The 13,772-nt window shown below is 71.1% G+C and carries 12 protein-coding genes; 10 read left to right on the top strand and 2 right to left on the bottom strand.

Annotation, left to right across the window (positions count from 1 at the left end; all coding sequences use genetic code 11):
* Nucleotides 1-424: 424 nt before the first annotated feature.
* From ACFWP7_RS14440 to ACFWP7_RS14455, 4 genes are all read left to right on the top strand, one after another.
* Nucleotides 425-1,945, top strand: a complete 1,521-nt coding sequence (locus ACFWP7_RS14440) for a PP2C family protein-serine/threonine phosphatase (RefSeq protein ID WP_384381201.1) — start codon at nucleotides 425-427, stop codon at nucleotides 1,943-1,945.
* 302 nt (nucleotides 1,946-2,247) lie between these two features.
* Nucleotides 2,248-3,723 carry an aminopeptidase P family protein gene (locus ACFWP7_RS14445; protein ID WP_384381203.1) on the top strand — a complete coding sequence of 492 codons (1,476 nt, stop codon included), beginning with the start codon at nucleotides 2,248-2,250 and terminating at the stop codon, nucleotides 3,721-3,723.
* A gap of 152 nt (nucleotides 3,724-3,875) precedes the next feature.
* A complete protein-coding gene (locus ACFWP7_RS14450; protein WP_384381205.1) occupies nucleotides 3,876-5,246 on the top strand; it encodes a PLP-dependent aminotransferase family protein in 1,371 nt (456 codons plus the stop codon).
* A gap of 91 nt (nucleotides 5,247-5,337) precedes the next feature.
* Entirely contained in the window at nucleotides 5,338-6,582 is a 1,245-nt protein-coding gene (locus tag ACFWP7_RS14455; RefSeq protein WP_384381207.1) for an MFS transporter, read from the top strand.
* Nucleotides 6,583-6,681: 99 nt separating this feature from the next.
* Here the strand turns inward: ACFWP7_RS14455 and ACFWP7_RS14460 are convergent, their stop codons facing one another.
* Nucleotides 6,682-7,521, bottom strand: coding sequence for a triphosphoribosyl-dephospho-CoA synthase (locus ACFWP7_RS14460; protein ID WP_384381209.1), 840 nt, complete (start codon nucleotides 7,519-7,521; stop codon nucleotides 6,682-6,684).
* Nucleotides 7,522-7,805: 284 nt separating this feature from the next.
* Nucleotides 7,806-8,306 (bottom strand): ATP-binding protein, encoded by a 501-nt coding sequence (locus ACFWP7_RS14465; protein WP_384381211.1) that lies wholly within the window; start codon nucleotides 8,304-8,306, stop codon nucleotides 7,806-7,808.
* Nucleotides 8,307-8,456: 150 nt separating this feature from the next.
* Between ACFWP7_RS14465 and ACFWP7_RS14470 the strand changes: the two genes are divergently transcribed.
* From ACFWP7_RS14470 to ACFWP7_RS14495, 6 genes are all read left to right on the top strand, one after another.
* A complete protein-coding gene (locus ACFWP7_RS14470; RefSeq protein WP_384381213.1) occupies nucleotides 8,457-8,585 on the top strand; it encodes a hypothetical protein in 129 nt (42 codons plus the stop codon).
* 94 nt (nucleotides 8,586-8,679) lie between these two features.
* Complete coding sequence (locus ACFWP7_RS14475) at nucleotides 8,680-9,555, top strand: hypothetical protein (protein ID WP_384381215.1); 876 nt, start codon at nucleotides 8,680-8,682, stop codon at nucleotides 9,553-9,555.
* Nucleotides 9,556-9,834: 279 nt separating this feature from the next.
* On the top strand, nucleotides 9,835-10,584 hold the full coding sequence (locus ACFWP7_RS14480; RefSeq protein ID WP_384381217.1) for a YcnI family protein: 750 nt from the start codon (nucleotides 9,835-9,837) through the stop codon (nucleotides 10,582-10,584).
* Nucleotides 10,585-10,690: 106 nt separating this feature from the next.
* The gene (locus ACFWP7_RS14485) at nucleotides 10,691-11,344 is read left to right on the top strand and encodes an SCO family protein (RefSeq protein WP_384381219.1); all 654 of its coding nucleotides are present in this window, start codon (nucleotides 10,691-10,693) and stop codon (nucleotides 11,342-11,344) included.
* A complete protein-coding gene (locus ACFWP7_RS14490) occupies nucleotides 11,341-11,805 on the top strand; it encodes a copper chaperone PCu(A)C (RefSeq protein ID WP_384381221.1) in 465 nt (154 codons plus the stop codon). Before ACFWP7_RS14485 ends, ACFWP7_RS14490 begins: the two co-directional genes overlap by 4 nt.
* A gap of 14 nt (nucleotides 11,806-11,819) precedes the next feature.
* Entirely contained in the window at nucleotides 11,820-13,772 is a 1,953-nt protein-coding gene (locus ACFWP7_RS14495) for a copper resistance CopC/CopD family protein (protein ID WP_384381223.1), read from the top strand.

A 13,772-nucleotide genomic window follows, 5' to 3' on the forward strand; every position in this document is an offset into this window, starting at 1 on the left:
TGTCGATCACTTCACTGTGCGTACCTGCTGGCGCATCACACCCTTGCTGGAGGCAAGGGGAACCCATCTGGGCCGAGTGTCGGGCTGCGTCCGCGTCCGTACTGCTGTGCCTGAATCATGGGCATGGCGTGGGGTGGCGGCGCCTGGCGTTTTGCCGTCCCGTGTATTTCTAGCCGCCTCCGCCACGGGAGGATGGGGCACGGTCGTCGGTGGTTAAGACGCCCGGGTCCGTTGCCAGGTTCCGGGCGATACGCAATCGCCCCTGACCTTCACCGAGTACGTACCCATCACGACCGCTGTGACGCTCCGTCGAACTAGGCCAGTCGACCTCAATAAGCCGTTACCCGAGTCAGTTTTAAGCCAACTTTACTTTCCCGCAAGGGTTACCGCCCGTCTCACGGACACCAGGAATCCCGGCAGGACAATGCTGGACATCCCCTCACGAGTGCGTGTACATGTGGAGACACTGCTTGCGGCGCAGAACGACATGGGGGTTTGCGATGCTATTGAGCAATACGCACCGGTCGGAAAGCCGGATGACATGACCGCCCCTCACCTTCCGAAAGTGGCCGGAATCGATTCCACGGTTCCCTCGCCCGCACACACTGTCGCGCCGAGGTCCACCACCACGGTCACCCCCTCGGCCACCTCCTGCACCGGCCCAGGAGCCGATCTCCAAGATCGTCTCGCCGGACTGGTCTCCGATCTCACCACCCTCCACGAACTCACCGAACGCCTGGCACGCACCGCGACACTGAGCGACGCACTCGAGGAGCTGCTGCGCGCCGGAGCCGCCCTCGTGGGCGCCCGGCGCGGTCTCGTCGTCATGGAACCGAGCGACGGACTCGGCCCGGACACCACGATCGGACTGGGCCTCGCGCGGGCCGATCTCGGCCACATCGAAACGGTCCCGCGCAGCTGTATGGCGTACGGGAAACTCCTGGACACGGCGGCCGGACTGCCCGGCGGCGAGGCGGAGATCACACAGCCCGACCTGTTCGCCGAGGACGGGCTCGACCCCCGCCACCGCGAGGTGGCCGCCCAGCTCGGCTACGCGGCGAGCTACGCGCTGCCCCTGTCCACGGACGCCGCGGGCCGCCTGGGCGCCGCCGTATGGCTCTACGACGAGCCCGCGGAACCGGTCGAGCGCCAGCGCCACCTCATCGGCCGGTACGCCCGGCACGCCACCGAACACCTGGCACGGCTGCTGGAACTGGAGCGCACGCGCGCGTGCCTCACGACGATGTCCGAGGAGCTGCTGCCCTCGCGGCTGCCCCGGGTCTCCGGCGTCCAGCTCGCCGCCCGGCACCGCACCGGACCGCGCGGCGGCGGGGACTGGTACGACGCGCTGCCGCTGCCCGACGCCGCGCTCGGCCTCGCGGTCGGCTCCGTCACCGGGTCCGGGCCCAGCGCGATCGCCGCGATGGGCCGGCTGAGGGCGTCCCTGCGGGCGTACGCGGTCATGGAGGGCGAGGACCCCGTCGCCGTCCTGTCCGACCTCGAACTGCTGATGCGGCTGACCGAGCCCGCCCGCTCCGCCACCGCCCTGTTCGCCTTCTGCGAGCCCGCGCTGCGCAAGATCACCCTCGCCGGGGCCGGACACAGCCCGCCCCTGGTGATCGGCCCGCGGCGCACGGAGTTCGTGGAGACCTCCCTGTCGGCGCCCCTGGGCATGCTGGCCTGCTGGGAGGCACCGAGCGTCGAACTCAGCGCCGAGCCCGGCGAGACGGTGCTCCTGTACACGGACGGCCTGCTGCACCGCACCGGCGATCCCATGGACCGCGCCTTCGCCCGGCTGCACGCGGCGGCGGCAAGCGTCCCCAGGACACTGCGCGACGATCCGGGCGCGCTCGCCGATCACGTCCTACGGAGTGTGCTGCCGGACGGGCTGGACGAGGCGGACTCCGAGGAGGACGTCGTACTTCTGGCGGCGCGCTTCGAGTGAGCCGTGAGTCGCGTGGGGCGTACGTCGCGGGAGTCGCACGTCGCGTGGGCCGCGCACGCCGCGGGAGCCGCACGTCGCGTGGGCCGCGCACGCCGCGGGAGCCGCACGTCGCGTGGGCCGCACGTCGCGCCTCGGGTGAGTCGTGAGCAACGCGCTGCGAGCGAGCCGTAGGTAACAGCCTTCGAGCGAGCCGTGCGCAACGCACTCCGAGTGAGCCCTGCGTAACAGGTCTTCAGGCTCTGGACCCCCTTCAGTACGACCGTACGATGTGGGGGTCCAGAGTCGTATCTAGGAGGCAGACCGTGGCGGACGAGCTCAACCCGGAGACCCCGGACGAGACTCCCGAAGAGCCGATCAAGCAGCGCAAGAACGGCCTGTACCCGGGCGTGTCCGACGAGCTGGCCGAGAGCATGAAGTCCGGCTGGGCCGACACGGAACTGCGCGGCCTGGAGCCGATCGCGCAGGCCGAGCACACCGCCGCCCGCCGTGCCGCGCTCTCCGCGCGCTTCCCGGGCGAGCGTCTGGTCATCCCCGCGGGCAACCTGAAGACCCGCTCGAACGACACCGACTACCCTTTCCGGGCCTCGGTCGAGTACGCGTACCTCACCGGCAACCTGACCGAGGACGGCGTCCTGGTCCTGGAGCCGGCCGACGCCCAGAACGGGAACGGCAGCCACAAGGCGACCATCTACCTGCTGCCGCGCTCCGACCGCGAGAACGGCGAGTTCTGGCTCAACGGCCAGGGCGAGCTGTGGGTCGGCCGCCGCCACTCCCTGACGGAGGCCGGGGAGCTGTACGGCATCCCCGCCTCGGACGTCCGCGAGCTCGCCGGCGCACTGCGCGAGGCCACCGGTCCGGTCCGCGTCGTACGTGGCTACGACGCCGGCATCGAGGCGGCACTCACCGACAAGGTGACCGCCGAGCGCGACGACGAGCTGCGGGTCTTCCTGTCGGAGGCCCGGCTGGTCAAGGACGAGTTCGAGGCCGGCGAGCTGCAGAAGGCCGTCGACTCGACCGTGCGCGGTTTCGAGGACGTCGTGAAGGTTCTCGACAAGGCCGAGGCGACCAGCGAGCGCTACATCGAGGGCACCTTCTTCCTGCGCGCGCGGGTCGAGGGCAATGACATCGGATACGGCTCGATCTGCGCCGCCGGTCCGCACGCGTGCACCCTGCACTGGGTACGCAACGACGGTCCGGTCCGCTCCGGTGACCTGCTCCTGCTCGACGCCGGCGTCGAGACGCACACGCTCTACACGGCCGACGTCACACGCACGCTGCCCATCAGCGGCACGTACACGGAGATCCAGAAGAAGATCTACGACGCCGTGTACGAGGCCCAGGAAGCCGGTATCGCGGCCGTCCAGCCGGGCGCCAAGTACCGCGACTTCCACGACGCCGCGCAGCGCGTGCTGGCCGAGAAGATCGTCGAGTGGGGGCTCGTCGAGGGCCCCGTCGAGCGCGTACTGGAGCTGGGCCTGCAGCGCCGCTGGACCCTGCACGGCACCGGTCACATGCTCGGCATGGACGTCCACGACTGCGCGGCCGCGCGGACCGAGACGTACGTACAGGGCACGCTGGAGCCCGGCATGTGCCTGACCGTCGAGCCCGGCCTGTACTTCCAGGCGGACGACCTGACGGTGCCGGAGGAGTACCGCGGTATCGGCGTGCGGATCGAGGACGACATCCTGGTGACCGAGGACGGCAACCGGAACCTGTCGGCCGCCCTGCCGCGGCGTTCCGACGAGGTCGAGGCGTGGATTGCCGCCCTGAAGAGCTGAAACAACACGGCTCTTGAAGACTTCAGGACTTCAGGACTTCAAGGGCTGATACGAGACTGGTGGCCGGGTACCTGCGGCGGTGCCCGGCCCTTCGTGTGCCTGTTCGGGTGCCTTTTGTGCGCCTTTTCGTGTGCCTAGGGGGGCGGCTTTTCGTGGACGACTTCTGGTCCGGCGTCGGTGTGGACCTGCATCTGGAGCCCGACGCGGCTGCGGGACGCAGAACGGGGCTCGAACGGGCGCTGCGCGACGCCGTACGCGACGGGCGGCTCACCCCCGGTACCCGGCTGCCCGCGACGCGACGGCTCGCGGTCGAGCTGGGCGTCTCCCGGGGCACGGCGAAGGCGGCGTACGACCAGCTGGTCGCCGAGGGCTACCTGAGCTCACGGCAGGGGTCGGGTACCGCGGTCGCGTCGCTGCCTTCGGTCGACGCGGCGGCGCCGAACACACCCACGCGCACGCGTGCCCCCGGTTTCGACCTGCGCCCCGGCAGCCCGGACGTCGGTACGTTCCCGGCGGCGGCCTGGCTCCGGGCGCTGCGGCGGGCGATCGCGACGGCACCCTCCCTGACGTACGACTACGGGGATCCGCGCGGCCGCATCGAACTGCGGACGGCTCTGTCGGAGTACCTGGGCCGGGCCCGGGGCGTGCTCGCGCCGCCCGAGCGGATCGTGATCACCTCCGGGTACGTGCAGGGGCTCGCGCTCCTCGCGCGCGTGCTGGACGGCGGGACGTTCGCCATGGAGGACCCCGGGCTGCCGTTTCACCGGGAGGTGGTGCGGCGGGGCGGCGGACAGGTGGTGCCGCTGCCGGTCGACGAACACGGAGCCTGTGCCGGTGAGCTGACCGACGCGGACGCCGTGGTCGTCACGCCCGCCCATCAGTACCCGACCGGCGTGACACTGCACCCCGAGCGGCGGCGGGCGCTCACCGACTGGGCACGCGCGCGTGGGTCGCTGATCGTCGAGGACGACTACGACGGGGAGTTCCGCTACGACCGGCAGCCGGTCGGCGCTCTCCAGGGGATGGCACCGGGGCAGGTCGCCTATCTGGGTACCGCCTCCAAGACACTGGGGCCCGCGCTGCGGCTCGGCTGGATGGTGCTGCCGCCCCACCTGGTCGACGAGGTGGCCGACGTCAAGCTGCACAGCGACCATCACACGGAGTCCATCGGGCAGTTGGCCCTCGCCGAGATGATCGACAGTCACGCCTACGACCGGCACGTACGCGCGTGCCGTCTGCGCTACCGGCGGCGCAGGGACCAGCTCGTCGACCGTCTGGGAGCCCGACGGGGCGTACGGGGGATCGCGGCGGGGCTGCATGCTCTGGTGGAAGTGGCGGACGAGGCCGAGGCGTTGGCGCGGGCGGCGGAGGAAGGGCTGGCGGTCGGACACCTCGGGGAGCACTGGCACGTGCCGGGCCGCGGTGGTCGGGCGCAGGGTCTGGTCGTCGGGTACGGGACACCGCGGGAGCGGGCGTATCCGGAAGCCCTGGAGGCGCTGGGACGGGTCCTGGAGACCAGCTGACGGACCTCTCCAGGTGCACCCTGATTGGGCCATGAAATGGTGCTCGGATTGGGCCTGTCGAGGGGCCCACCGTGCTCCTAATGTCGACCTCATGACGAACTCCCTCGTCCCGCCCGCGGGTCCGCAGCGTGTCCTGGCCCTGGCCCAGTTGGCCAACTCCGTCGGCGACGGCGCCTACTACGTGACGTCCGCGCTGTACTTCACCCACGTCGTCGGTCTCGCCCCCGCACGGGTGGGACTCGGGCTGACCGTCGCGTGGGCGGTCGGTTCGCTGGTGGGGGTGCCGCTGGGGCGGCTGGCCGACCGGCACGGGCCACGCGGTACGGCGGTACTGCTCGCGCTGGCGACCGCGGCGGCGGTGGCGTCCTTCCTCGTCGTACGCGGCTTCCTCCCCTTCGTCCTGGCGGCGTGCGCGTACGCGTCCGCGCAGTCGGGGCTCGCAGCGGCCCGGCAGGCGCTGCTGGCGGGGCTGATACCGGCCGGCCAGCGAACCGGGCTGCTCGCGCATCTGCAGTCGACGCTCAACGCCGGTCTGGCAGTGGGCGCGGGACTCGGCGGGCTCGCACTGCACGCCGGGACGCGGACCGCGTACCTCGGGGTGTTCGCGCTGGACGCGGTGACGTTTCTGCTCTGCGCGACCCTGCTGCTGCGGCTACCGACCGTGTCATCGTCGGTAGCCGTGCACCGCAGTCAGGGCCTCGGCGTTCTGCGCGACCGCCCCTACGTCCTGGTCACGTTCCTCAACACCGTGCTGCTGCTGAGGATGCCGCTGCTCAGCCTCGGCATCCCGCTGTGGATCACCGAGCGGACCGAGGCGCCCGCCTGGCTGGTCTCCGCGCTGTTCGTGCTCAACACGGCTGCGGTGATGGTCTTCCAGGTACGGATGGCCCGCGGTGTCACGGGCCTCGCGTCCGCCACGCGCGCGATACGCCGCTCCGGGCTCGTCATGCTGGCGTCCTGCGCGGTCTTCGCCCTGTCGTCCGGCGTCTCGGCGTGGGTCGCGGTGAGCGCGCTGGTGGCGGGCGCGGTACTGCAGGTCCTCGCCGAGATGCAGCAGTCCGCGGGTTCCTGGCAGTTGGCCTTCGACCTCGCTCCGGCCGACCGCATGGGCGAGTACCAGGGCTTCTTCGGCACCGGCGTCACGGTCGCCCGCACGATGGGCCCCCTCGTACTGACCGCGCTGCTGGTCGGCTGGGGGACGCCGGGGTGGCTGCTCCTGGGCGGGGTGATGCTGGCGGCCTCGTACGCGATGGGGCCGGCGACCCGGTGGGCGAGCGCCACCGCCGGTCCCTTGAAGGGACACGTCAGGCAGCCCGCGCCCGTGCCGGTGAGCTGACCGCATAGGAGCGCGGTCGGCCAGCCCGTGCCGATGAACCCACCGCACAGGAGCGCCTCAAGCACCCCGCGCCGATGAACCCACCGCACAGGAGCGCGGTCAGGCAGCCCGTGCCGATGAACCCACCGCCACCGGCAGTAATTCCACGAACAGTGCCCCCGCGAGTAGCCCTCCGCTGCCGCGGGGGCTCCACGCGCGTGCGTGGAGGTCGTCGTCGAAGGCGGACAGGGCCTCGCGGCCCGCCTCCGTGGACATACCGCCCGCTCCGAGGATTCCGCGCGCGCCCGCCTGGACATGGCGCAGGCCGTGCGGACCCGCCGTGTGGAGCAACTCGGTGTCCTGGAGGGTGGACATGACGGTGAGGAGGGCGTCGAGCCGGGCGTACGGCTCGGACGCGCCGGCGTCACGGGCGGCGGTGAGCGCCTCCAACGCGCGCCGTACGTGCGGGAATCCCGCCCGCGCCTCGCCGCGCGCCCCGGCGGCGCCGTACTTCGCCGAGACGGACGACCCCCGAGAGGGCCGCCGCGGCGCCCGCCGGTCCTGGTGCGCCGCGATCTGCTTGGCGGCCGCGGTGAGGTCGTTCCCGGTGGCCCGGGGCTCCAGAGCCGCGGCGGCGACCAGGAACCCGAGGACCCACAGGGCGCCGCGGTGTCCGCCGCCCGCGAGGGCCACCGAGTGTTCGGTGGACCGGCCGATCGCGCCCAGTTCCGTACGGAGTTCGCGCGTGGGCCCACCGATACGGCGGGCGGCGGCCGCCATGGCCACGAGGCCGGGCTCCAGCGCCCTGGCCGACCAGCACAGGGCGCGGTGGTCCTGGCGGGTGACCCGGGCGTCAAGGTCGCGCGGGTCGGGCAGTCCGGGCTTGGGAGCCAGCTCCAGCTGCCAGGTCAGCGCGGCCACGGCGGCCCGCGCGAGCGTCTCGTCCTCCCGGCTCCCCATGGGCGTACCTTACGAAGACGCCGAGGCGGACGGGGAGGCGGACGGAGAAGCACTGTCCGTCGGGGCGTCGCTCGGCGGCGTATCGGTCGGCGCGTCGCCCTGAGCACCGCTCGGGCCCGGCTTGGGGGCGTACAACCGCCGCGGACCGTCCCCGTGCTCTCCGCGACGATGACGATGCCGTTGCCGTTGCCGTTGTTGTTGCCGTTGCCGTTGCCGAGCAATCACGTTGACCAAAGGTACGGTCACGGCCGGCGGATTCGGGGGCGCGGGATCCCGTACAGGCCCTACACCGCCATCAAAGGCGCGCCCTTCTTCCACTTGAGGATCTTGTCGAAGCTGACCACCGCGCCGCCCCGCCCCGGCTTGTTGCCGATCTGGACGTGGTCCGCGAGTTCCCGGATGAGACACAGACCCCGGCCGTGCTCGGCGTCGCTGCGAGCCGGAACCGGGCGGAGCGGGGTGTGCGTGACACGGCCTGGCGGAAGGTCGGGGTCGGACGAAAGGTCGGGGTCGGACGGGAAACCCGGGCCGGAGTCGGCGACTTCGATGCGGCACGTCTCGCCGTCGAGGTAGGCGGTCACCCTATAGGCCTCGGAGAATCCGCCCCGCGCGGTGTCGCCGCCGTGCTCGACGGCGTTGGCGCAGGCCTCGCTCAGGGCGATGGAGAGGTCGAAGGAGACGTCCGGGTCGACCCCCGCGGTCTCCATCGTGCCGAGCAGCAGGCGCCTGGCGAGCGGAACGCTCGCAGCTTCACGCCGCAAATGGAGTGACCACCAGATGCTCATGCTCCAGCCTCCCGGCCGCGGCTCGACATACCGTTACGTATTGCCGCAACCACGCGTGCGCAATCGCCCACTTGACGTGATGCCGCCCATACGGCGGATGCGCAGGCGACAGGAGTCGGTGTATGTGCAGGCGGCGGGACCGCCGCACCCGTGAACAACACGAACGGCACGGACATCACGAACAGCACTGACGGCACGGACATCACGGACGGCACCGATACGGACGTCACAGGCGGCACGGACGGCACCGATACGACCGGCACGGACCGCCCCGCGTAAGGACGGTCGCCCGGATCGCCGCCCTCCGGACCGAACGTCATCTTGCGGACCTGCCGTAGGGAACGGGTAAGCCCAGTGCGATGATGAGGCCGCCATGACTGCCCCCCACAAGCGCACGGCGCGCTCCGGATGCGATCTCCGGATGCTCCGGGCCGCGGTGTTCGCCGCGGTCTGCGTCGTGCTGGCCGCGGCCGGTCATGTGCTCGCCTCCTCCGCCACGGTCTCGCCGTGGACGCTGGCCGCCGGTTTCCTCGCGGTCTTCGCCGTCGCCGCGCCCCTGGCTGGACACGAACGTTCACTTCCGGGCATCGCGGCGGTCCTCGCGACCGGCCAGTGCCTGCTGCACACGCTGTTCGGACTCGGCCAGCACGGCGGTACGACGATGACGATGGGGTCGGCCGTCACGTCGACCACCGGCGCGAGCACCGGGTCAGGGACCGGGTCCGCCATGGCGTCGGGCATGGTCATGGCCGACGCCTCGGTCGTCGAGCGCGCGGCGCGCCTGCTGTGCGGCGCGACCGCCGCGGCGATCAGCCCCGCGCAGGCCCAGCAGATCCTCGCCGACGCCCGGCTCGACACGGGCGCGACACAGTCCATGCATCACCCCGCGGACGCCATATCGGCGACCGGTTCCTCGATGTCCGTGCTGCCCTCCCTGCCGATGCTGCTCGGCCACGTCCTCGCGGCCGTCGCCGCCGGATGGGTGCTGCGCCGAGGGGACATGGCGCTGCTGCGCCTCATCCGGCTGTCGGCGCACGGGGTCACCGAGGGGGCCCTCGTACGTTCCCTGCGCGCCGCGCTCGCACTCGTACGCGCCCTGCGCACAGGACTTCCGGGTACGCCCGGCGCGGCACCGCGCACTCCGCGCCCCGCGCCGCTCACGCCGCCGAAGCCTCGTACCACCGCGCTCCAGCACACCGTCATCCGGCGCGGACCGCCGCTCTCCACCGCGCTCGTCCTCGCTGCCTGACGCGACGCACCACTCCACCGAGGGGTTGCCGTCGTGCGGCACACGCGCGTGCCCGCGTTTTCGACGCCTCCAAGGGGCGCCTCATGGGCGCCTTCCGCACGCGCATCGCGCACCACGCGCGCCCCAGCTCACCGGATCCCATCCGATCGCACCGGATCTCGTCCGACCTGGCCGGATCTCGTTCGATCTGGTCGGACCTCACCCGATCTGGTCGGACCTCACCCGATCTCACCGGATCGCATCCGATCCCGTCGGACTCACAGTGGAGTGCTTCCTGTCATGAAGGTTTCCCGTATCGCCGCCGCCGGTGCCGTCGCCGCCTCGGCCGTCCTCGTCCTGTCCGGCCCCGCCTTCGCGCACGTCAGCGTGCAGCCGGAGGGCGCGGCCGCCAAGGGCGGATACGCCACGGTCAACTTCAAGGTCCCCAACGAACGCGACAACGCCTCGACCACCAAGCTCGAGGTGAGCTTCCCGACCGACCACCCGCTCGCCTCCGTCATGCCGGAGGCGGTCGCCGGCTGGACCGCCAAGGTCACCACGTCCAAGCTGGACAAGCCGCTCGAAATGCACGGCGAGTCGATCTCCGAGGCCGTCACCAAGGTCACCTGGACCGCCACCGGCAAGGGCATCGCGCCCGGCTTCTTCCAGAAGTTCCCGCTCTCCATCGGCGCGCTCCCCGAGGACACCGACGAACTCGTCTTCAAGGCGGTCCAGACGTACGACAACAAGGAGGTCGTCCGCTGGATCGAGGAGCAGAAGGAGGGCGCGGAGGAGCCCGAGAACCCGGCCCCGGTGCTCGCGCTCAGCGCGGCGAGCGAGGAGGGCCACCACGGGTCCGACGCCTCCACGGAGCCCCCGAGCGGAGCCTCCGACGCCTCCGCCGAGCACACGGAGACCACCGAGGTCGCCGCCGCTTCCACCGACAGCAGTGACACCACCGCGCGCGTGCTCGGCGTCGTGGGAATCGTCGTCGGCGCGGCGGGCGTGGCGTACGGCGTACTGGCCGGCCGTCGGCGCACCGACGCCTGAGGCCCATCGCACCCCCGGTGCACGCCGGAGGTCGTACGACATCGCCGTACAGGCCCTCGTACGACCCCGGTGCGCACCGGCCTCCTCACATCTGGGACATTTTTGTATGCGCAAGAAGACGTACGCCGCGGCCGCCCTGTTCGCTGCCGCCGCTCTCACCCTCTCCGCCTGCGGCAGCGGTGACGACAGCAACAAGCCGATCGCCGACGTGTCCGTCGAGGCCGACTCGGGCAAGGCCGCGACCGTACTCGACCAGCCGTTCGAGAAGCCGGACCTCGTACTCACCGACGCCGAGGGCAAGAAGTACGACCTCCGCGCGGAGACCAAGGGCGACCCGACGCTGATCTACTTCGGCTACACCCACTGCCCCGACGTCTGCCCGCTGACCATGAACAACCTCGCCGTCGCCAAGAAGGCGCTGCCCAAGGCCGAGCAGGACAAGCTCCGCGTCGTGTTCGTCACCACCGACCCCGACCGCGACACCCCCGCCGAACTCAGCAAGTGGCTCAAGGGCATCGACACCGACTTCATCGGCCTGACCGGTGACTTCGCCACCATCCAGGCCGGCGCCCGCACCCTCGGCATCTCCATCGAGCCGACCACCAAGGACAAGAACGGCAAGCTCGTCTCCGTGCACGGCACCCAGGTCATCGCGTTCTCGCCGAAGACCGACGGGGGCTATGTGCTGTACGGGGAGGACGCCACCGTCGACGACTACATCAAGGATCTCCCCAAGCTCATCCAGGGACAGAACCCGTGAGGCGTCGCACGACGGGAGCCGCCGTGCTGACCCTCGCGGCCCTGGCACTCGCCGGATGCGGCGCGGACAGCTCCGCCAGCACCTCGGCCAGGCCCGAACTCAAGGTAACCGGCGCCTACATGCCCACCCCGAGCATGGACACCATGGCGGCAGGCTTCTTCACCGTCACCAACTCCGGCGGCGCCGACACCCTGACCTCCGTCACCAGCGACCTCTCCGACGACGTCACGCTGCACTCCACCAGGGACGGCACGATGGAGGAGGAAACATCCTTCGCCGTGCCCGCCGACGGCACCCTCGACTTCGCCAGCGGCAGCAACCACCTCATGTTCGAAAAGCTCACCCACCGGCCGAAGCAGGGCGAGAAGGTGTCGGTGGAACTGCACTTCGCCAAGTCCGGCACGCTGAAGATCTCCATGCCGGTGCAGTCCGCGACGTACAACCCGAAGACCGGGCACTGAGGGAGGGATCACCTGTGACGCCGACCAACGCTCCCCGTGGCGCCACGCAAGGCGTCGCGCGGGCACGAACGCTGCTGTTGCTGTTCCTCGCCGTCACCGGCGCGCTCCTGGCCGGCGCCGCGCCCGCCTCCGCGCACGCCGCGCTGACCGGGAGCAACCCGACGCAGGGGTCGGTGGCCGACAAGGCGCCCACACAGGTCTCGCTGACCTTCTCCGAACAGGTCGCCCTCTCCGACGGCGCACTCCAGGTGCTCGACCCCAAGGGCGAGCGCGTCGACACCGGCAAAGCGACCAACCCGAGCGGCACCACGTACGCCGTGAAACTCCACGCCGGGTTGCCCGACGGCACCTTCACCGTCACCTACCAGGTGGTGTCCGCGGACAGCCACCCCGTCTCGGGCGCCTTCACCTTCTCCATCGGCGCGCCCTCGCAGACCACCGTGGCCGTGTCCGACAAGGAGGTCGGCGGCGGGATCGTCGGCGCGCTCTACGAAGCCGGGCGCTACATCTCGTACGCCGGGTTCATCCTCCTCGTCGGCGGCGCAGCCTTCATCCTGGCCTGCTGGCAGCGGGGCGCCGGAGTCCGCCCGGTACAGCGGCTCGTGGTCTCCGGATGGCTCGCACTGACCGGCGCAACCCTCGCGCTGCTGCTCCTACGCGGTTCCTACGTCGGCTCAGGCAAGGTCAGCGACATCTTCGACCTGGCGCTGCTCGGACAGGTGCTGCAGACCAAGGCAGGGGCGGCGCTGGTGTCGCGCCTGCTGCTGCTCGCCGCGGGCGCGCTGTTCATCGCGGTGCTCTTCGGGGCGTATGTGAAGCGGGACGAGGACTCTGCGGCTGACGCGGACAGGGAGGCCGACGCCGAGGACGCCGCCGCCGCGAACAGGGACCTCACCTTCGGGCTCGCGGTCGGCGGTGCCGTCGTCGCGGCCGGACTGGCCGCGACCTGGGCGATGGCCGAACACGCCTCGGCCGGCATCCAGACGGGCATCGCAATGCCCGTCGACGTCCTGCACCTGCTGGCGGTCGCCCTCTGGCTCGGCGGCCTCTCGACGCTGCTCGTGGCCCTGTTCCGGGCACCCGCAGACGCCCAGATCGAGGCGGCGGCCGTCCGCCGCTTCTCGCGCGTCGCCTTCGGCAGCGTGATCGCACTCGTCGCGACCGGCATCTACCAGTCCTGGCGACAGGTCGGCTCGTGGTCGGCGTTCACCGACACAACATACGGACAGTTGCTGCTCGTCAAGATCGGCCTGGTGACGGTACTCGTCGGCATCGCGTGGATCTCGCGGCGCTGGACCGGACAGCTGTCCGAGCTCCCGGCTCCGGAAGCCGTCGCGGCGGCCGTGGTCGGACAGCGCGCGAAGACACGGACCAAGGTTCCCGCAGGCTCCGGTGACACACGGCGGGCAGCCCAGCTCGCGCGACAGGAGGCCGCCGTGGCCACCACGCGCGACAAGCGCCTCCGCGACGCCGACCCGCTCCGCTCGGGCCTGCGCCGCTCGGTGCTCGTCGAGACCGGTGTCGCCGTCGTCCTCCTCGCGGTCACCACCGTGCTGACGTCCACCGAGCCGGGACGCACCGAGGAGGAAGCCAAGGCAGCCACCTCGGCCACCTCCCAGCAGGCCGGACCACTGTCGCTGAAGATCCCGTTCGACACGGGCGCCGAGGACGGCAAGGGCACCGTGGAGGTCACACTCGACCCGGCCCGCGTGGGCGGCAACGAAATGCACGTCTTCGTAGTGCGGCCCAACGGCAAGGCCTTCGACGTCCCCGAGGTGAAAATCGCCTTCACGCTCGAGTCGAAGAACATCGGACCGCTCCCCGTGACCCCCGACCGCGTCGCCACCGGCCACTGGACGGCAAGCGGGGTACAGATCCCCATGGCGGGCGACTGGAAGATCGCCGTGACCGTGCGGACGTCCGACATCGACCAAGCGACCGTAGACAAGAACGCGAAGATCGGCTGA

The sequence above is a fragment of the Streptomyces sp. NPDC058470 genome, from assembly GCF_042721055.1.
Classification (GTDB): Bacteria; Actinomycetota; Actinomycetes; order Streptomycetales; family Streptomycetaceae; genus Streptomyces.